Source organism: Candidatus Poribacteria bacterium (assembly GCA_026706025.1).
Lineage (GTDB): Bacteria > Poribacteria > WGA-4E > WGA-4E > WGA-3G > WGA-3G.
The window spans coordinates 35,743-54,231 of the sequence record JAPOZO010000043.1 but is presented as its reverse complement, the minus strand read 5'-3'; the positions used below and the strand labels follow the sequence as shown (position 1 = coordinate 54,231).

Below are 18,489 nucleotides of genomic sequence, written 5' to 3'. Positions count from 1 at the left end.
TTTACTCCTTGACGCTTCCTAAAGTAATCCCTTGTACAAATTCGCGCTGCATCGCTAAAAAGAGAATAACAATCGGCATCAGCGACAGCAGTGTGCCAGCCATCAGCATACCGTAATCTTGACGATAGATACCGACGAGATTTGCTAAACCGATGGGCAGTGTATATTTCGCTTCATCTCGCAAAATGATGAGAGGCCAGAGATAACCGTTCCATGAACCTAAAAACGAATAGATCGTTAGCGCGCCGAGTGCCGGTTTGATGATAGGCAGCACTATCCGATAGTAGATACCGAACTCCGAGCACCCATCAATACGCGCCGCATCAAGCAGCTCCGACGGAATCGTGACGATAAATTGACGCATCAAAAATACGCCGAACGCCCCAACTGAAAATGGGATGATAATCGCCTTATAACTATTCAGCCATCCGATGTCGTACATCAATCCAAACAGAGGCACAAGCAACACCTGAAAAGGCACCATCATGGAGGCGAGGAGAATCCCGAACAGGATTTTCTGACCGCGGAATTGATACTTCGCAAACGCATAACCGCCGAGGGAGCAGAAAAACAGCGTAAGAAGCGTTGACGCGGTGGCGATGAAAATACTGTTGATAAAGTAGCGGTTATATGGGACTGTCTTCCACAGATTCCGATAGTTTGAAGTTAACTTATCCCAGACGATTGACAGGTAAGACGGTTGATGAATTGTTAATTGGAGAGACAATTGCGGTTCTGTTCCTATCTCTACCGGAGGCTGGACTGCGTCATCCGTTTTCACTTGCTGCATCGTAATGTGCGATGATTCCAATTCACCAGGGATGCCGTGCAGTCGCCAGACCGCGTCTTTCCACAACGCACTCTCCAAAACGAAAGATCGTGTCGGTTGATATGTAATTCTATTGGTATTGTCCGTAGCCTCTCCAGATTGCAGAACAGACACGGTTAAGGAGAGTCGGTGGTACGAGGCATCTCCGCGGACAGGCAACGTGAGTCGCCGAATCCGCTCAATTGGGACAGGCGAAGGAACAGCAGCTGTTATATGAAGCGTGTCGCTGTCTTGAAAATTGTAGGATAGACTCGCAACAGTCTGCGTATCTTCGGAGGGACGCATGCGTGTACTCGTCTCTGATGCTGTTTCCCATTTCACGGTTTCAATTGACGTACGATTAAAGTCAATATCTTCTATCTGGAGTGTTCCAATTCCAACTTCACGGTACACAGACCCCCAGATCGTGTCAACGATTTCTGGAATAACTGCGTCCTGCACCGCAGTAGCGACGGATTCTGTTGTTTCATGCCATATCTCGTCTGGCAAAGTCGTGACCAACTGTTGCCATAAGCCTTCTATCATTTCCGTCTGTAATTGCTCGGATGGGACGTAATTGGAAAATTGTCTGTTTGCTGCGATGTGTGCTCGCGCCTTCGTCCAGATTGCTTGTGTAAGTTCAGGTTGTAGTTCATTCCATTTTGTTTTATCTACTGTTATCGGTTTCTCAATCTTTGGATATGCGTCTTCAATAATATAAGGCGATGATGCAACACGTGGGGGGAAGCTGGGAAACCACTGTATAGGAACGGCAAAAATCTCATTTGCAGTTTTAAAAGAGGAAGTCAACAACCATAGCAGAGGTATCATCGTGCAGAAAGCTGCAGCCACTAAAAGGAGGTAACCCGTCCCTCTAAAGATTTTTGTTTCAACACGTTGACCTTTCCTATGCTGGTTCATCTTGTAATCCTAATTCGGATAGTTCTACGGTGCGCGCCCGTTGGATATCATCCTGATATTTGAAAACACACCCAAGCGTCTCTGCAACGACATCCGCATCCAATTGCCCTTTGCCGAGTGCAATGAGTGCCAATGCCCAATCCAGTGTTTCAGCGACTCCCGGCTTTTTATAGTAATCTCCCTGCCGCCAGAGTTGCATGATCCGGCATAATTGTTGTGCGAGATGTTCATCAATCTGCGGCAGTTTCGTCTGAACAATCGCCAATTCCTTTTCAATGGTAGGGTAGTCAATCCACTGATAGAGACAACGCCGTTTGAGTGCTTCGTGAACCTCTCGTGTGCGGTTTGAGGTTAGCACGACGTATGGAATATGTTTCGCTTGGATTGTCCCGATTTCGGGAATGGTAATCTGGAAATCGGATAGGATTTCGAGCAGGAACGCCTCGAATTCGCTGTCGCTTCTGTCAACCTCGTCAATGAGCAAGACTGGCGGTACATCGCCATCGCTTTGGATCGCTTCAAGGAGGGGGCGTTTCAGCAGAAATGTCTCGCTAAAGAGATCGGTGCCGATATCTTCTTTCTCGCGACCGCGGGCTTCATCAATACGGAGTTGCAAAATTTGACGCGTGTAGTTCCATTCGTACAATGCGCTGTTTGCGTCTAACCCCTCATAACACTGCAATCGGATGAGTTTCGCACCTGTAGAATCCGCAAGTACTTTAGCGACTTCTGTTTTACCGACACCCGGTTCGCCTTCAAGAAAAATAGGTTTTTTCAGGTGATGTGCAAGATAGAGCGTTGTCGCTAAACCCTTATCTGCAATGTACGCGTGTTTCTCACAAGCGTTTTGAACGTTTTCGATGGATGTAAACATTGTGTAAAGTGTAATAGACTCCGTTTGATATTGACAAATTTTGGATGTATTATACCGAACTTACGTTATTCAAACAGTTGTGCCACGGGACAGGTAAACCCTGGTACGACATTCTCGCCCGTTAACGTGGCTTCGTGCGTAAGTATCTCAATGTCGCTTTCAGAACGATACACCGTCACCGTTTTAGCAACAGGATCAAGTACCCAGACGAGGCGGGTCCCCGCATCCAGATAGTCGAACACTTTTCGGACAATACGGTAGTGGACATCTGTCGGAGAGATCACTTCAATCGCCAGATCGGGCGGGATCGGGAACGTTTTATCTTCGTCAACATCCAGGCGGTCAGTTGAAACGAAAGCCACATCCGGTTTCATCATGCGTTCGCCAACCTGAAATATTGTTTCTGCTGTATACAATTCCCCCAGCCTATTTTCGTAGACATGTGAGGACAGATGCCATATGACCTTTGCGCTGATCTTACCGTGTCTTCTCGTTGCTGGTGACATCGGTATTAGTTCTCCTTTCGCGTATTCATAGCCTGGGACATCGTTCTCAAGAAATTCTTCCGCTGTCATCGTCGTGGGAATCGGTAGGTGCCTTTCTGGCGGTGACTTCAGGACTAATTTGCCATCAATGTATTCATAGCCTGGGACATCGTTCTCAAGAAATTCTTCCAATGTCGCGGTGGTAGGTATTGATTCGGGAATTTCTGGTGCGTCTTTGCGAGATTCTTTCATGTTTCTTTCTCCGTCGTGTGTTTACGTGGCAACCTTTCAATTTTCCTTCAGGGCACGCTCATAATCTTCGCGGTAATCAATATCCCGCAGCACGTTATCTGTATCTACGGTAACATAATGAATATCATCACCATACTTTTTAAAAAGCGTTCGCACACCGCCGCTTTCCGAAGTGAGTGCCAGAATATCGCGGGCATATTTCTGGTTAAAGATGACCGGATGACCACGCTTATAATTATAACTCGGTAAGGCGATTCCCTTCTCTGTTTGCCGATATGCATCAACAACTTGATCAATCAGGGCAGATGTGATAAAGGGTTGGTCTACGAGCATGAGCGCGAATGCATCGCTTGATTCAAGTGCCCGGACGCCTATTTGTGCAGAGGTTAACATACCCTCGCGATAATCAGGGTTAAAAACGGTATTGATCGGACGTGTCCCTAATTGTTCTTGAACCTCTGATGCGCGATGTCCCACGACAACGATCACTTCATCAAACTTGGCACCGAGCATATTGTCCACTACGGTTTCAACGATAGTGCTTTCCGCAAAAGGGAGCAGCTGCTTCGGTTCCCCCATCCGAGTGGAGAGTCCTGCTGCAAGGAGAATTCCAGATATGAACGGGAACGACGTACGCCTCATGGTTTAATACCGAATGCCGAAAGTCTTATATTCGCCTGTGAAGGGACGCTCGTCAACATGAAGCAAATCCACTCTCGCAAAGCGCGGTCCCTTCTTTAGCAAAGCGACTAACGCATCCAACTGCGACTTATTACCCTCTGCGATGACTTCAACCTGACCGTTGGGTAAATTCTTAGCATAGCCGTTGATACCGAGTTGCTTAGCATTCATCTGTGTGAAATTGCGGAATCCCACGCCTTGAACCTTCCCACTGATTAGCACAAACAGTTGCATTTTCCGGTTAACCTCAATTGTGAGTGTGACAGGTGTCCCAAGTTTTGGCAGCAAGGCATCGTTCTTTTTATAGATATTCTCCTCTTCCGATTCGAGAAGCGGATTTTGGAAGAGCGCGCTTGCATCAAACCGCTTTAAGGCGACAAGGTCATTACTCATAAATGCTTGCGGTATCATCGCATCCTCGTCATCACTATCCAAGTCTGCGACTACGCGCGAACCGGAATAGATCCAAGCGACCTGTTGCATCGGCTTTTCGGTTTTCACATTGAAAATTAAATCTTCGGCACGGACTTTCTTCGCTTTGTCACCGATCTTCCATTCAGCATAGATAAGAAACTCGGTCCCTTTTGCTGGTGTCGGTTCATCTTTTTCTTCATCATAGCCGGGAGGCGTACCTACCGCAACACCGAGTTTTTCGAGCGCATCGTAAATTTCTTTCGCTGTCGCATCAACGACAATAATGCTCTCATATTCCTTGCCGTTGCGTCCACAAACAAGGTATTCAACGGCTCCTTTCAAATGTGAATCGTATTCACCGAGGGCTTCAGAAATCTTACCCTTTAGAACGAGCTTTTTTTCTTCTTCCTTGACCTGAAGATGCCCATCTGCCCATGCAGTACTCAATAACGCGATAAGATATACGCCGATGTAGACGACTATTTTCACCTGCCAAGTGTAGGTTTTTACTTTGCTCATGAGATGACTCCTTTTTTAGCAGCTATCAGCTGCTGGCAAATTGTTGTGCCTGCTGCTGAGGCTTTATTCTCCAAAAACTGTTATAACTGACTGCCGACTGCTGATGGCTGATGGCTCTTAAAAAGTATACCGCAATCCGTTAAAAATTTCCACATCATGTTTACGAATACCGGTTGGTGGTTCATTATCGTATCGGAAATTTATCCAAAGCGGGAACGCTAATTTCGCTGTCAGGCGGAATGTTAGGCTTCCCTCAAAAAGAACGCGATAATCTCGGAAACGCCGCGTATGGACCTGGTAGTACCCCGTCGCGCTTGTTGTAATCCGTTCATCCAACTGTCCAGTCCAATTGATATAGTTGGTTGACCGAATAAGGTGGGTTGTAATTTCGCCAATATTTGTGTCATTGATGCGTTCGTGTTCCCACATCGCACCGATACCGAGATAGAGATTAAATTTGGGACTTAGTGGATGCAAGGCGAATCGAACGCCACCACCTGCTAAATTTCGATCACTTAATCGGATAGATTCGTTGAATTGTTTCTGAATAAAGGATTCAAAAAGGATGTGTTGCCTCAAGTTTCGGATAATACGCGCATGTGCCATGCCCTTATTGATGAAAAATGCCCTACCTTTTCTTCCCTGCTGGAGGCTCCCAAAAATAAAGCCGTGATACGTCTTTGACAGATAATCCGAACGAAATCGGGTGCGTGCAGTAAGTAGATCTGTATTGCCAGTACGATAAGTCAAATCCAAGTTGATACTGTTATACCAACCCGGATCCAATCGCATCTGTCGTATTGTTTCACCGGTGAAGATATTCACCTGTGCCGCGAGCGGGGCAGAAAAAATAGTGAGTAAAAGGAGACAAGTGCCGATGACCTGTTTATGTTTGCCCTGGCTTGGAAAATGGGTTGGACAAAATCGTTTTGTAGTGCTAAAATCGCTAAAGGAAATATGAAACACAAGAACCCATCCTATAGAAAGGCAGAAAATGCAACGAATCCTTATAGACACAGATCCGGGGGTAGATGACGCTTTTGCTATCTTTCTCGCGATGCACTCACCTGAATTACGCGTAGAGGCGATAACGACTGTCTGCGGGAATGTCCCTGTCGCGCAAGCGACAGAAAACCTACTCACAATTCTTGGCGTGCTTGACCTCGATGAGTTTCCCATTATTGCCCAAGGCGAGGCGGAACCGCTTGCCAAATCCCTCGTGACAGCAGCACACGTCCACGGTGAAGACGGCTTGGGCAATACCAACCAATTACGCAGTGCTAATGGCAGCCTGCTGTATCCTCCCGCCAACACTGAGGTTTCATCAATGGCAGGTGTTGATCTCATTCTTGAGATGGCAGCCCGCTATCCAGATGAACTGGTTATTGTGACGCTGGGTCCATTGACAAACATCGCAAAAGCAATCCGTAAAGATGCCGCCAAAATGCAACGACTTCAGAAGATTATTGTCATGGGTGGCGTGTTTGAAGCATACGGCAACGTCACATTAACGTCGGAATTCAACATCTTTGTTGATCCACATGCAGCCGATGAAGTTTTCCATTTCGGTGTGCCTGTCCATATCGCGCCACTTGACGCAACGCATCAAGTTATTTTGACAGGTGAACGGTTGCACGCCGAAGTCGATAAACGAGACAGTCCGATTTTGCGTTTCCTCAAGGATTCCACACACGCCTGTATGGAATTTTATCGTCAACACGTCGGATTTTGGGGCTTCCATATCCACGATGCGCTCCCAATTGGCATGCTCACACATCCAGACTACTTTGAGAGCGTTGATGCCTATGTACAGGTCGAAACCGCTGGCACTTTGACAAACGGCATGACAATTGCCGATCTACGACGAGAACGCCAACCTTCCAATCCGAACGCGCAAGTCTGTGTTAAGGTCGCTGCTGAAGCGTTTTTGGATACATTTTTTGGTCGGCTTCAGTGAAATGGGAGGGTCTCATATCGTCAATGGAAAATTTCGGAAACCTACAATCTGCGTCAAAGGTGTTGCCTTCAAAAATTGCGCCTCGATTTGTCTCACCGCGGACTAACACTGCCTTTCCATCCGTTTGAAAACAGTTGTTGTAAAAACGGATGTTACGAATCCCTTCGCTTATACAGTCAACCGCAGCGGGGTTACCATCAGCAGATTGTGTCGTGTAGATACTATTCGCATAAAACGCTGTGTCCGTGATGCCACCGTTCGCACCTGTAGACCAGAGGTGGATGCCGCCATAACGATTCCGTCTGCCGTCGTTCACACTTAGGTTATAGCGGAGGACGTTACCGTAAAACGGACGCGCACCCTCAAACTGTGCCAGTAGATACCCGGCACCATCGTTGTTGTGGGAATAGTTATACTGAACGACTGAATTCGTCACACCCCCATCGAGATCAAATCCCGCACCATCTTTACTGCTGCCCGTTCGGTTGTGATGAGATTCGTTGAATTGAATCACAACACGGTTGGCATCCCAAGCCCATATACCGACGGGACCACCGCCTTCGTAATCGTTTAAATTTCCGTTTTCGTAGGCGCGACAGTGCTCAATAATTGCGCCGTCCACTTGTGCGAGAATGATACCGCTTCCCGAATGGCTCCCCTTGCTCGGGATACCCGCATTCCTATAGGCACTACAGCTGCCGATATAAAAATCAGTGTGCGCGTAACCCTTTTGATCTGGATTCCAGGCACCGATGCAGCTAATACCCGCGTCGCCGTTGTCGTGGCTCGTGGTGTTTGTAATTTTGACATCACGGAACCCGCTCCAGCTCATATCGGTCGGTTGTGCGACAAGGCTAATCCCGGAATACTTAAAACCACTGACATCTACCCGATGTATCCGAATATCTTCAAGTTTCGTGCTTCCGGGTAGCGTATTGATGAACAGGATGCCAGAAGTAGTATTCTTCGATGCCCCAGTGCCGACAAAATTGAGATTGACGAGGTGCACACCGCCTCTGTTTTTCGCTATGAAACCGGCACCGAAGCCTGCGTCAATTGTCGCACTGCCCGACCCGTAAGAACCTATTGTCACGGCAGATGGTGTGTGCCTGCTATTTTGCCGAACACTCGTAAGATAGAGGGTCCCGACGAAAGTCTGGTCGGCTCGAAACCAAACTGAATCACCGGGTAACAACTGCGCACCGTTCACTCGGTCAATACTTCGCCACGGGCGTGTTTCGGATGAACCGGTGTTTGAATCGTCCCCGAGTAAACTGACATAATAATCCATTGGAACTGCTTAAAAGATATTCGCGCCGCCAAGTGGATGGTTCGGGATATAACGGAGTTCGCTATAAGGATCGCGCTGAAGCATCAGCGGGACTTCCAATTTGGGGAGTTTCATATCCGCCAATTTAACACGTTGATCGGGTGTAAGTCCTGCTGCAACCTCCTCAATGATCTCTTTAATTTCTTTGAGGTAGATGTCACGCTGCCTCAGAAATTTTCGTGCCTCCTCCCGAAATTCATATAGATCCCGCCGCGTCCGTGTGTCCGTGAATCTGTCTTCATATCGACCGTATTGTCGTTGTGTTATACCGGCACGAAACACCTGATAATCTGCTTCTAACTGTTTCTTCTCAAAATCGTAATCCTCGACAATATCACGGATAAGTTTCAGTTTCGGGTGGATTGTCTCCTGCTGTGCTGTTGTGAGTTGCAATGCAGCAGAACTTTTGGAAACATCAATCAGCTTCAGCCCTCCACATGCTTGCAGAAGACTACAGAGGAGTAAAATGAGGAGCAACCGTCCGTTTCCCATGATCAATTCTCCATTTAGAAAACAGTCTGTTTACGAAGCACTCCCGCCGGGCCACGTTTCCATCATCTCCACCCATTGCTCTGGACCACAATCGTCCAAATCGTATAACTCGCCATATTTTGAGCGCAGATACGCCATATAGGGTTTAATAGAAAGTGGACTTCCAGTTGCGCGTTCAACGATTTCTGGGGCGGTATACTTCGATCCATGTTGATAAAGATTCTTTTGCAACCAATTGTGCAGTGTACTAAACTTGCCTTGCCTCTTAATTTCAGTAGGAATTTCAGGATGCGCCTTGAAAGCAGACGCGTAAAATTGCGCGCCTAAGATGTTGCCGAGTGTATAGCCTTGAAATGAACCGCCAATCAATCCAAAATACCAGTGAACATCTTGTAAAACGCCGTCTTTGTCATCCGGTGGTACGATGCCGAAATCCGCTGCAAACCGTTCACGCCATACGTTCGGTAGATCACGAATCTCCAGATTCCCTTCCAGCATAGCCAACTCCAGATCGAAACGCAACATGACGTGCAGATTGTATGTTACCTCATCTGCGTTTGTACGGATGAGAGAGCGTTCCACCTTATTGATTGCACGGTTGAATGTATCCTTGGGCACAGAACCGAGCTGCTCAGGAAAGACGCTTTGGAGTTTCGGATAGTAGTGATACCAAAACCCTCGGCTGCGTCCGACTAAATTTTCCCAAAGCCGCGACTGACTTTCGTGGACCCCAGAGGAAGTTCCGCGAGCGAGGGGTGTCCCTTCATAATCCATACGGATACCTTGTTCATAAAGGGCGTGTCCGGTCTCGTGCAACGTGCTGAACAACGCATCACCGAGGAAATTCTCTTTCGTCCGGGTTGTAATCCTCACGTCGCCGAGTGAGAACTTCGTCATAAACGGGTGGTGTGTCTTATCCTGTCGTCCCCGATTCAGGTCGTAGCCGAACTGCTGAGCGATTTCCAAACCGAACGCGAGTTGTTGCTCTTCAGGAAAATGTTGGTGCAAACACGAATCGTCAGCAGCATCCTGTGATGTGATAGCGGAAACAATCGGCACAAGTTCTTGGCGCAATTCGGCAAAGACGCGACTCACATCCGCCGCTTTCATCCCGTAATCGCTTGACTCAATAAGTGGATCCGCGATGTGATCATAACCCGGGAAGAAGTTAGCAGCCTGCCTGCTATATTCCAATGTTTTTTCCAAATACGGTCGCACCCGCTCAAAGTCGTTTGCCGGGCGCGCCTCTGTCCATACTTGGTAAGATTCAGAAGTGTGATTCGCCACCTCCGCCGTGAATTCTGCCGGTATTTTAATAGCGCGTTCATACTTTCGTCGAGCGACACGGAGGAGACTTGCTGCGTCAGAGTCGTATGCGAGACTTTTTTCGTAAGGTTCAAGCGCGTCAAGCAATTTTCCGATAGCCGGATCTGTAAATTTCTCGTGCGCCAATCGTCCGAGGGTCGCAGTTTGGCGTGCCCGTGCGGTTGCACCACCGGCGGGCATATAGGTGGATTGATCCCAATAAAGGAGTCCGGCAGCGGACGATATATCATTCACCTCAAGGAGACGGTTTTTGAGTTCTTGAAACTTGGTTTCCACAATATGATTCCTCTTTTGTAACTTAGTGTTGACTGGCGTGGTAGGCTCGTATTTTATGTTGCCATTGAAAGAAGGATTAACAATTCGTGTTGTCGTTGCTGCATACGTGTATAGCGGTGGCTGTTACTTTCTAATTTACTACAATCTGGCTTAAAAATCAAACCAATTTTGGAACTGTGCTAATACTGTTTCTAATATATTATACCATTTCTGAAAGTAAATATCGCATGTGTAACTTTTCTGAAAGGGTCCCGGTGGCACAAACTCTCACTGTGAGGCAAGTTTATGCCACATGCACATTGAAAGGTATTCGACTATAAATGGTATTATACAAAAAGATACTCTTAGCACGACACTCGCTTGATAACAAATTACAAAAATTCCGAATTTTGTCTTATTTTCGTAACAATTAGGTGTTATAATTTACAACAGAATCCAGTAGGAAAGGCAGATTGATGCAAAAAGAGGGTCGGGTAAGTTACACGCTTATATGTATTTTGGGGATTTTAGCATGTGGTTTTGCTATCAGTGGATGTTCTCCTAATGGCGGAAGCACTGTGAGTAAAGACGCAACGCAAGACACCATCAAGAACAAAGGCTCAGATACGATGGTGAACTTGGCACAAGCGTGGGCAGAGATATACACGGGTATCACCAGGACAGCGTCAGTGGAGGTGTCAGGTGGTGGCTCTGGTACAGGTGTTGCCGCGCTTATTAATGGCACCGTAGATATTGCAAACTGCAGTCGTCAAATCAAACCCAAAGAGTTAGAACAAGCGACGCAAAATACCAGTAAAGTGCCACAAGAATTTATTGTCGGATACGATGCGCTCGCGGTCTATGTCCACCACGATACGCCTCTTGATAAAATTACGATTCCCCAACTCGCGGAAATATATGGTGAAGATGGTAAAATAACCCAATGGAGCGACCTCGGCATTACACATGAAAATTGTCCGAGCGACAAAATTATTCGTATTAGTCGGCAATCTAATTCTGGTACCTACTTCTATTTTCGGGAAGCATTGCTCGGAAAGACCCGTGATTTTGAACTCGGCTCTTTGGATTTACACGGTTCTAAAGACGTGGTAGAAGTCATTGGGCGAACGCCTTGTGCTATCGGCTATAGTGGTATGGGATACGCAACTTCACATGTAAAAATGTTAGAAATTGCAACGACACCCGGCGGACGCTACTACGCGCCAAATCTTGAGAATGTCCTCGCCAAAACCTACCCCATCGCGCGTCCACTATATATGTATTCCCTCGGTGAACCCACGGGTGAGGTAAAGAAATATCTTGATTGGATTTTGTCAGCGGAAGGTCAAAAAATCGTGGAAAAACTCGGCTTTGTCCCGTTAACGAGCAACTGAAAAATATGAATATCCTGCGAAAAAAAAGCACAGCAAATTTGCCGTTTTCCGAAACCGTAATAGAACTATTCATCCGCTTATGTGGGATTAGTTCTATTATTTTTGTCTTTGGTATATTCTTCTTCGTGTTTCGAGAGGGCGCAGGTTTTCTTTTTGATGGATTAAACTTAGGACAATTCCTGACAAGCCCTGAATGGTACCCGACCTCGCTGAGTAACAAGAGGTATGGCACCCTCGCCTTGATTTTGGGGACGTTCAGTGTAACCGCTTTAGCGATGTGTATTGCTGTGCCTTTTGGACTCGGCGCAGCGATCTTTGTGTCGGAGTTCTGCAGCCCAAAACTAAGAGAGGCCTTTAAGGTTATCATCGAATTGCTCGCCGCGATCCCTTCTGTTGTATGGGGATTTATCGGATTGACGCTGATGAATCAGTTAATTATCACTGTGTTCAAAGCCCCGATCGGCTTAACGATGTTGAACGGCAGTATCATGTTGGCGTTGATGAGTGTTCCTATCATCGTTTCTATAGCAGAAGATGCACTCAAGGCTGTCCCCGACTCCTATCGTGAAGCGGCAGAAGCACTCGGAGCAACTCGATGGCAAGTGGTCTACCGCGTACTACTACCCGCAGCAAAGAATGGGTTATTGGCAGCCGTGCTGCTCGGTGCTGCTCGCTCTATCGGTGAAACCATGGCAGTTCTCATGGCGACAGGACACTCCGTTAACATTCCATCTGGACCCCTCTCATGGATTCGTACACTCACAGCAACAATCGCCGCGGAACTTGGCGAAGTCGCAAGAGGCGACGAACATTATCAGGTCCTTTTCATCATCGGCATTCTGCTCTTTACCATCACGTTTGTAGTGAACCTCATCGCTGATTTAGTCATCAAAGGTATCCGCCAAGAGTAATACTATTATTTTAGCCAGCAATTTTTGGGCATGGCTCGCACGCCAAAACTCGCTGTTATAAAGCCTCAAGGATCATACGGAAATATGAACACCGATATGCAGGTATCGCCAGAAACAATGTTCACAGAAACAGAAATTGGCAGACAAAAACGACGGATAGAAAACGTAATGCGGATTTTCTTCCTCGTGATGACGAGTCTGATGATTATTCCGCTGCTTCTCATTGTGGGTTATCTCCTCTACAAGGCACTCCCTGTACTTTCGCTTGAATTCCTTTTTGCGAATCCGAAGGATAACATGCGTGCAGGCGGGATCTGGGCACCTTTTCTTGGCACAATTTACTTGGTCGTCGTCTCTCTATTGGTATCCGCCCCCATTGGTGTGTTCGCGGCGGTCTATCTCAACGAGTATGCCCGTGAGAGTTGGTTTACGCGTATCACGAACTTGGCTGTCGTCAACCTTGCCGGTGTGCCGAGCATCGTCCATGCCTTGTTCGGTGTCGGGGCATTTGTGCTCTTTGCGGGGTTGGGTGAATCGATCTTAGCAGCGTCGCTCACATTGGCAATTATGACGCTCCCTGTTATCATTGCGAGTACCACGGAGGCTTTAAAAGCCGTGCCGATGTCGTTCCGGGAAGCGTGTTGGAACCTCGGGGCGACGCGATGGCAAACCATCCGTCGTATTGTCATTCCAAACTCAATCAGTGGTATTTTGACAGGTGTGATTCTGCAGGTGTCGCGCGCAGCAGGTGAAACAGCCCCAATTATGTTTACCGGGGCTGTCTTTTATAAAGCTATTGCCGAAGGAAACCTTTTCGCCTATAATATAACAGAACAGTGTATGGCACTATCACTCCATCTCTTCACGATTTCAACACAGGTTCCTGATGTTACGGAAGGCATCCCTTATGGAACTGCGGTGGTACTTGTCAGTAGTGTGTTACTCATCAACGCCGCAGCGATTGTGCTAAGGATTTATCTCCGAACTCGGAAGAAGTGGTAGGTACGAAGGTCTATGATCACAACTCCCTATAATAGAGTTGGACTTGCCTACCGCTAAGGGTAAGGCGGTTCACTGATTACGACGCTTATAGGAAGGAAGGTTCATGGAGAAAAAAGAAAGATTACGAACAATTGTTGAAGGAAGTGTATTTACCGGAATCATCCAATTCCTGATTCTCGCTTCTGCTGTTGTCTTTGTGATTGAATCCGATAGGCAGCAATTGGAGGTGGATCCTTATGCAACCCATTTTATTGTTTTAGACGTGGTTTTTCTGGTACTGTTTTCGATAGAATATGCCCTGCGCGTCTATATTGAACGAAAAAAACGGGATTTCGTTTTTAGTTTCTATGGTCTAATTGACCTGGTCGCCATTTTACCATCTCTGTTCCTCGTGCCGGGGTTTCGCGTATTACGGATACTTCGGTTCTTGCGAATTTTCAGAATATTTAAGGCGACGCGGTTTATTTTAGCCGTAGATCGGCTCGGAGCGGCACTACGTGAAATTCAACAGGAGCTTTTAGCACTGGTAATCTTATCGTTGATGTTTGTATACCTCGCTGCATGCGGCATCCACTACTTTGAAAGAGAGGTGCAACCTGAAAAATTCGGCTCCATCCTTGATTCAATGTGGTGGTCTGTCGTGACATTAACCACAATTGGTTATGGAGATGTCTATCCGACAACCTCTGGTGGGAGGATTTTCACCGCTCTCGTTGCGCTTGTCGGGGTAGGCTTAATAGCAATTCCGTCTGGCTTGTTGGCTTCGGCATTAACAGAAGCGCGAGTGGAACGCGAAAAATCAGAAGAGCGTGAGGTAGAAAATGAAGAACGGGAAGATTAGGCAAACGAGGAGAACGTGGAAAATAAAATAGAGATTTCCGACCTACAGGTGCATTATGGAGACAAGCCTGCGCTGAACGGAATTTCCTTTGATGTTCGTCCAAATGAGATTCTCGGTATCATTGGTCCGGCGCAGTCCGGTAAAACGACGCTCCTAAAAGTCATCAACAGAACCTTGGAATTCACACCGGAGGCGACGGTGCAAGGTTCTGTGAAATTGGATGGCGTGGATATCGATACAATTGGCGACGTGTATGAATTGCGCCGACGCATCGGTATGGTCCTGCCTTTGCCAGTTGGTTTACCGCTCTCAATATACGATAACGTCGCTTTCGCGCCGCGGACAGCAGGGCTTCGCACGAAATCTGAATTGGATGAAATCGTTGAACGCTGTCTACAGCAAGCAGCACTCTGGGACGAAGTGAAAGACCGTTTGGATACGCTCGGCACCAAATTGTCAGGTGGACAACAACAACGACTGACAATCGCTCGTGCACTTTCACATCAACCAGAAATTCTGTGCCTCGACGAATTTTCTATCGCTATTGATCCTGTCACAACGATGCGTATTGAAGAAGTACTCAAGACTTTACAGACAGAAATGACAATTTTGCTCGTTACGAATTTGGTGCAACAGGCAAAACGGTTAGCGAACCGCACCGCCTTTTTTCTTAACGGTGATCTTATTGAGATTGACACAACAGATGTAATCTTTTCCGATAATCCGACAAATCAAGCGACTTATGACTACGTCAATGGCACCTTTGGATAAATCATTTAGAAAATCCGGCAGGCACGCTGCGAAGAAATACTTTGACGGCTACAGTAGATTTTACGATTAACGAGACACCATAACTTCATCAAAGGGCGTCTCCTAATAAATGTTTACTTATTTTTAGATTTCACTATAATAGCAATATGGATTCGCAAACTACGCCCATAAATCATAGCATTGAAACCGAAAATCTCAGTCTTTGGTATGGTGATTTTCAGGCACTCATTGATGTCAACGTGAAAATACCAGACGGGCAGATAACGTCCCTTATCGGACCTTCTGGATGTGGAAAAACAACGCTATTGCGCTGTTTTAATCGCGTCAATGAACGTTACGGGAACGTTACCACACAAGGAAAGATTGAGGTCCTCGGGAAAAACATCTATGATCCAGATGTCTCTCTACCTGAACTCAGAAAAGCGGTTGGTATGGTATTCCAAAGACCAAACCCATTGCCGATCTCGGTTTATGAGAATGTTTTGTTCGGGTTACGTATCCACTCCCCGATGCGTAGCATCACGCGGACAGAATCAGAGGAGATTGTAGAAGAAGCACTCACCTCCGTTTTTCTTTGGGAGGATCTAAAAGACAAATTAAAGACACGGGCGACATCGCTCCAGTTGGAACAGCAACAAAAACTCTGTATTGCACGCCTATTGCCACTTAAACCCAAAATTATTCTGATGGATGAACCCTGCTCCGCATTGGACGCAAAGGGCACACGGGCGGTTGAAGAATTGATGGAAATCCTCGCGGGGACATATACATTTCTAATTGTGACGCATAACATGGCACAGGCTCGGCGCGTCAGTAAAGAATGTATTTTTATGTTCCTCGGTGAACTTATTGAGCACAGAGAGACGCAAGCACTGTTTGAAGACCCAGTACACGAAAAAACCGCCGATTATGTACAGATGCGGTACGGTTAAGAAAAATCCATAAACCGTCTGAGTGCAGGTATTACGCGCGCTGCAGTCTCAGCAAAATTACGGAATATTGTTCACCTTGTTAGATTAGCGGAATGAATCTTTACGAGAAGCTTTCACACTATGAATGCCATGTCTATTCTGCTTAACGATCTCTATATTCTTCTTTCAGTTAGCCTTTTGGCAGTTTTATTTGGGATGGTATGCGCATTCTACTTAGAAGAGTGGCTCCCAAAAACCAATTGGATTCGGCGTTCGGTTGAAAGTTTAGTCACTATTTTGACTGGTATTCCTTCGCTTTTATACGGAATCCTGGCAATCGGTTTTTTCTTTGCTTACGCTGGTGCTCTCAAAGCGACCGGGATTTTCCCGTTACCTCAGAACGCTGAGGCAATACCTGTTCAGCGCGGTACCACACTCTTTTACACTGGATCGTTAACCTTTATATTTATGGTAATGCCGGTGACAATTAAAACAACACAAAGTGCGCTCCGCTCGGTCGTACCGCCTATCCGTGAAGCGGCTTACGCACTTGGAGCGAGTCAGTGGCAAGTCCTAACAAGACAAGTTGTACCGCTCGCCTTCACCCAAATACTCGCTGGTGGCTGCCGAGCCATGTCGCGCGCCTTTGCTACCGCAGCGTTGTTGGTTGGTATCTACACATGGCATTACACAACTGAACTCGGAGAAGTGTCCAGTAGGTTTATGTTATTTTTAAGTATAACACTGTTCTTGAGTATTTTCTCCAGCACCCTTGAAATGTACAATCCCTACTCAGTGCAACATAGTTAACTACGGAGGCGCGAATTCCTAATCCGCTCGCGATACCAAGATGCTGAGTGAAAAAGAGCAATCTATTTTGAGTATCCGTAATCTAAATATCTGGTACGGCGACAAGCAGATTCTGAGTACGCTCTCTTTTGATGTCCAGCAGAAACAGGTAACTGCGTTTATTGGCCCTGCGAACTGTGGTAAAAGCACGCTTATCCGATGTCTCAATCGATTAAATGACTTTACGCCGAATTTCAGGTCCTCTGGCGAGATATTTTTTAAAGGCAATCTCTTGGACGCTTCAACAGATACCACCGCACTTCGGAAACAGATCGGAATGGTATTTCGAAAACCGACACTGTTCCAGTGTTCTATTTATGAAAATGTAGCCTATGGTGCTCGGATTTCGGGCGTAAACCAGTCAGAACACCTTGATACCATTGTTGAGGAAAATCTACGAAAAACAGGGCTTTGGGGGGAAGTTGAAGACAACTTGAATGAAACGCCAGAACACCTCTCTACGGGACAACAGCAACTTCTCTGTATTTCACGTGCCTTGGCGGTTGCTCCCGAAGTTTTGATATTTGATGAACCGTGTGGAGAACTGGATCCCATAGAAACCGTCAAAATTGAAACACTCGTGCGCGACCTTACAAACGAATGCACGCTTATCTTTGCCACGAACAAAAGAAGACAAGCCGCCCGTGTCTCTGACGTTGCTGGGTTTCTCTACGGGGGTGAGTTAATCGAATTCGGACCAACGGAGAAAATTTTCACAAATCCGCAGGATAACAGAACTGAACAGTATGTAACAGGCAGACTCGGGTAACCGAAACTTCAATTCGTCTCGGAAGAAGATATGTTACAAGCAGAAATCAGAACCCTTCAGCACAAACTCTTGGAAATGGCAGGACTTGCCGAACAGATGTTACGGCAAGCGATTGAATCTGTATTAACGCGAGATGAGGCGTTAGCCCGGATCGTTGTCGCAACGGATGATACGATCGACCAGTTTGAAAACGAAATCGAATCGTCGTGCATCCAACTCATCGCACTCCACCAACCCGTAGCCTCGGAACTTCGCTTTCTGATGATGGTGATGAAAATCAGCCACAATATTGAAAGGCTTGCCGATAAAAGCGTTGCTATTGCCAAACGGAGCATCGAGCTCTTAGAATACCCGCCTGTCAAACCGTTCATTGATCTACCTTACGTTGCACAAGTCATTCAGACGATGGTGAAGGATGTAATGGACGCGTTTGTTAATCGGAACGCTGACCTTGCCTTAGAGATTCGAGAACGTGATGGTGAGGTTGATGAAATCTATGAAAGGATGCTCCACGAACTTCTCACTATTTTAAGTGAGCACCCGAAACTCATCGAACCGGGTATTAGTCTTTTACTCCTCTTCCGGCATTTAGAGCGCGTTGGGGACCTCGCCGCAAATATCAGTGAAGAGGTCTATTACCTCGTCAAAGGCGATGTCATCCGACATTCCGATCCGCGCTAAGCGTTGATATATCTAACATCAACGACCCGCACACTAATCCCCAATC

At 46.7% G+C, this 18,489-nt stretch carries 19 protein-coding genes; 10 read left to right on the top strand and 9 right to left on the bottom strand.

All coding sequences use genetic code 11. The features are described 5' to 3' along the window. Position 1 precedes the first annotated feature (1 nt). The 6 genes from OXH00_09315 to OXH00_09290 form a co-directional block, all read right to left on the bottom strand. Complete coding sequence (locus OXH00_09315; protein ID MCY3741204.1) at positions 2 to 1,729, bottom strand: ABC transporter permease subunit; 1,728 nt, start codon at positions 1,727 to 1,729, stop codon at positions 2 to 4. Next, the gene (locus OXH00_09310; protein ID MCY3741203.1) at positions 1,716 to 2,603 is read right to left on the bottom strand and encodes a MoxR family ATPase; all 888 of its coding nucleotides are present in this window, start codon (positions 2,601 to 2,603) and stop codon (positions 1,716 to 1,718) included. The genes OXH00_09315 and OXH00_09310 overlap by 14 nt, the downstream gene beginning before the upstream one ends. Positions 2,604 to 2,668: 65 nt before the next feature. Next, positions 2,669 to 3,340, bottom strand: a complete 672-nt coding sequence (locus OXH00_09305; protein MCY3741202.1) for a Uma2 family endonuclease — start codon at positions 3,338 to 3,340, stop codon at positions 2,669 to 2,671. A gap of 36 nt (positions 3,341 to 3,376) precedes the next feature. Continuing rightward, the gene (locus tag OXH00_09300; GenBank protein ID MCY3741201.1) at positions 3,377 to 3,982 is read right to left on the bottom strand and encodes a nucleotidyltransferase family protein; all 606 of its coding nucleotides are present in this window, start codon (positions 3,980 to 3,982) and stop codon (positions 3,377 to 3,379) included. Positions 3,983 to 3,985: 3 nt separating this feature from the next. Next, complete coding sequence (gene yccX, locus OXH00_09295; protein MCY3741200.1) at positions 3,986 to 4,954, bottom strand: acylphosphatase; 969 nt, start codon at positions 4,952 to 4,954, stop codon at positions 3,986 to 3,988. 117 nt (positions 4,955 to 5,071) lie between these two features. Beyond that, on the bottom strand, positions 5,072 to 5,920 hold the full coding sequence (locus tag OXH00_09290; GenBank protein MCY3741199.1) for a DUF481 domain-containing protein: 849 nt from the start codon (positions 5,918 to 5,920) through the stop codon (positions 5,072 to 5,074). Between the two features lie 28 nt (positions 5,921 to 5,948). Here OXH00_09290 and OXH00_09285 point away from each other — a divergent pair, with 28 nt between their 5' ends. Further along, positions 5,949 to 6,911, top strand: a complete 963-nt coding sequence (locus OXH00_09285; protein MCY3741198.1) for a nucleoside hydrolase — start codon at positions 5,949 to 5,951, stop codon at positions 6,909 to 6,911. Here the strand turns inward: OXH00_09285 and OXH00_09280 are convergent. Genes OXH00_09280 through OXH00_09270 form a run of 3 tightly spaced genes read right to left on the bottom strand, consistent with a single transcriptional unit; the run spans position 6,859 to position 10,335 of the window. Continuing rightward, positions 6,859 to 8,202, bottom strand: coding sequence for a right-handed parallel beta-helix repeat-containing protein (locus tag OXH00_09280; GenBank protein MCY3741197.1), 1,344 nt, complete (start codon positions 8,200 to 8,202; stop codon positions 6,859 to 6,861). The genes OXH00_09285 and OXH00_09280 overlap by 53 nt on opposite strands. A gap of 9 nt (positions 8,203 to 8,211) precedes the next feature. Next, positions 8,212 to 8,733 (bottom strand): hypothetical protein, encoded by a 522-nt coding sequence (locus OXH00_09275; protein MCY3741196.1) that lies wholly within the window; start codon positions 8,731 to 8,733, stop codon positions 8,212 to 8,214. A 30-nt stretch (positions 8,734 to 8,763) separates the two neighbouring features. After that, positions 8,764 to 10,335 carry a carboxypeptidase M32 gene (locus OXH00_09270; GenBank protein MCY3741195.1) on the bottom strand — a complete coding sequence of 524 codons (1,572 nt, stop codon included), beginning with the start codon at positions 10,333 to 10,335 and terminating at the stop codon, positions 8,764 to 8,766. A gap of 455 nt (positions 10,336 to 10,790) precedes the next feature. On the opposite strand from OXH00_09270, the gene OXH00_09265 reads away from it, so the two are divergent. The 9 genes from OXH00_09265 (at position 10,791) to phoU (ending at position 18,443) form a co-directional block, all read left to right on the top strand. Then, complete coding sequence (locus OXH00_09265) at positions 10,791 to 11,708, top strand: phosphate ABC transporter substrate-binding protein (GenBank protein MCY3741194.1); 918 nt, start codon at positions 10,791 to 10,793, stop codon at positions 11,706 to 11,708. A 5-nt stretch (positions 11,709 to 11,713) separates the two neighbouring features. Next, positions 11,714 to 12,619 (top strand): phosphate ABC transporter permease subunit PstC, encoded by a 906-nt coding sequence (pstC, locus tag OXH00_09260; protein MCY3741193.1) that lies wholly within the window; start codon positions 11,714 to 11,716, stop codon positions 12,617 to 12,619. A gap of 30 nt (positions 12,620 to 12,649) precedes the next feature. Next, positions 12,650 to 13,621: a phosphate ABC transporter permease PstA gene (gene pstA / locus OXH00_09255; GenBank protein ID MCY3741192.1), complete on the top strand. Its 972-nt coding sequence runs from the start codon at positions 12,650 to 12,652 to the stop codon at positions 13,619 to 13,621. 103 nt (positions 13,622 to 13,724) lie between these two features. After that, a complete protein-coding gene (locus OXH00_09250) occupies positions 13,725 to 14,462 on the top strand; it encodes an ion transporter (GenBank protein MCY3741191.1) in 738 nt (245 codons plus the stop codon). Positions 14,463 to 14,477: 15 nt separating this feature from the next. After that, positions 14,478 to 15,233 carry a phosphate ABC transporter ATP-binding protein gene (locus OXH00_09245; protein ID MCY3741190.1) on the top strand — a complete coding sequence of 252 codons (756 nt, stop codon included), beginning with the start codon at positions 14,478 to 14,480 and terminating at the stop codon, positions 15,231 to 15,233. 146 nt (positions 15,234 to 15,379) lie between these two features. Continuing rightward, a complete protein-coding gene (locus tag OXH00_09240) occupies positions 15,380 to 16,165 on the top strand; it encodes a phosphate ABC transporter ATP-binding protein (protein ID MCY3741189.1) in 786 nt (261 codons plus the stop codon). 120 nt (positions 16,166 to 16,285) lie between these two features. Further along, positions 16,286 to 16,954: an ABC transporter permease subunit gene (locus OXH00_09235; GenBank protein MCY3741188.1), complete on the top strand. Its 669-nt coding sequence runs from the start codon at positions 16,286 to 16,288 to the stop codon at positions 16,952 to 16,954. 40 nt (positions 16,955 to 16,994) lie between these two features. Then, positions 16,995 to 17,762: a phosphate ABC transporter ATP-binding protein gene (locus tag OXH00_09230; protein ID MCY3741187.1), complete on the top strand. Its 768-nt coding sequence runs from the start codon at positions 16,995 to 16,997 to the stop codon at positions 17,760 to 17,762. 30 nt (positions 17,763 to 17,792) lie between these two features. Then, on the top strand, positions 17,793 to 18,443 hold the full coding sequence (gene phoU, locus OXH00_09225; GenBank protein ID MCY3741186.1) for a phosphate signaling complex protein PhoU: 651 nt from the start codon (positions 17,793 to 17,795) through the stop codon (positions 18,441 to 18,443). Positions 18,444 to 18,489: the final 46 nt, after the last annotated feature.

What these genes read in the sequence shown, in the direction of transcription:
- OXH00_09315 (MCY3741204.1), bottom strand. Translation starts at nt 1,729, where the DNA reads ATGAACCAGCATAGGAAAGGTCAACGTGTTGAAACAAAAATCTTTAGA.
- OXH00_09310 (MCY3741203.1), bottom strand. Translation starts at nt 2,603, where the DNA reads ATGTTTACATCCATCGAAAACGTTCAAAACGCTTGTGAGAAACACGCG.
- OXH00_09305 (MCY3741202.1), bottom strand. Translation starts at nt 3,340, where the DNA reads ATGAAAGAATCTCGCAAAGACGCACCAGAAATTCCCGAATCAATACCT.
- OXH00_09300 (MCY3741201.1), bottom strand. Translation starts at nt 3,982, where the DNA reads ATGAGGCGTACGTCGTTCCCGTTCATATCTGGAATTCTCCTTGCAGCA.
- yccX (MCY3741200.1), bottom strand. Translation starts at nt 4,954, where the DNA reads ATGAGCAAAGTAAAAACCTACACTTGGCAGGTGAAAATAGTCGTCTAC.
- OXH00_09285 (MCY3741198.1), top strand. Translation starts at nt 5,949, where the DNA reads ATGCAACGAATCCTTATAGACACAGATCCGGGGGTAGATGACGCTTTT.
- OXH00_09280 (MCY3741197.1), bottom strand. Translation starts at nt 8,202, where the DNA reads ATGGATTATTATGTCAGTTTACTCGGGGACGATTCAAACACCGGTTCA.
- OXH00_09275 (MCY3741196.1), bottom strand. Translation starts at nt 8,733, where the DNA reads ATGGGAAACGGACGGTTGCTCCTCATTTTACTCCTCTGTAGTCTTCTG.
- OXH00_09265 (MCY3741194.1), top strand. Translation starts at nt 10,791, where the DNA reads ATGCAAAAAGAGGGTCGGGTAAGTTACACGCTTATATGTATTTTGGGG.
- pstC (MCY3741193.1), top strand. Translation starts at nt 11,714, where the DNA reads ATGAATATCCTGCGAAAAAAAAGCACAGCAAATTTGCCGTTTTCCGAA.
- pstA (MCY3741192.1), top strand. Translation starts at nt 12,650, where the DNA reads ATGGCTCGCACGCCAAAACTCGCTGTTATAAAGCCTCAAGGATCATAC.
- OXH00_09250 (MCY3741191.1), top strand. Translation starts at nt 13,725, where the DNA reads ATGGAGAAAAAAGAAAGATTACGAACAATTGTTGAAGGAAGTGTATTT.
- OXH00_09240 (MCY3741189.1), top strand. Translation starts at nt 15,380, where the DNA reads ATGGATTCGCAAACTACGCCCATAAATCATAGCATTGAAACCGAAAAT.
- OXH00_09235 (MCY3741188.1), top strand. Translation starts at nt 16,286, where the DNA reads ATGAATGCCATGTCTATTCTGCTTAACGATCTCTATATTCTTCTTTCA.
- OXH00_09230 (MCY3741187.1), top strand. Translation starts at nt 16,995, where the DNA reads ATGCTGAGTGAAAAAGAGCAATCTATTTTGAGTATCCGTAATCTAAAT.
- phoU (MCY3741186.1), top strand. Translation starts at nt 17,793, where the DNA reads ATGTTACAAGCAGAAATCAGAACCCTTCAGCACAAACTCTTGGAAATG.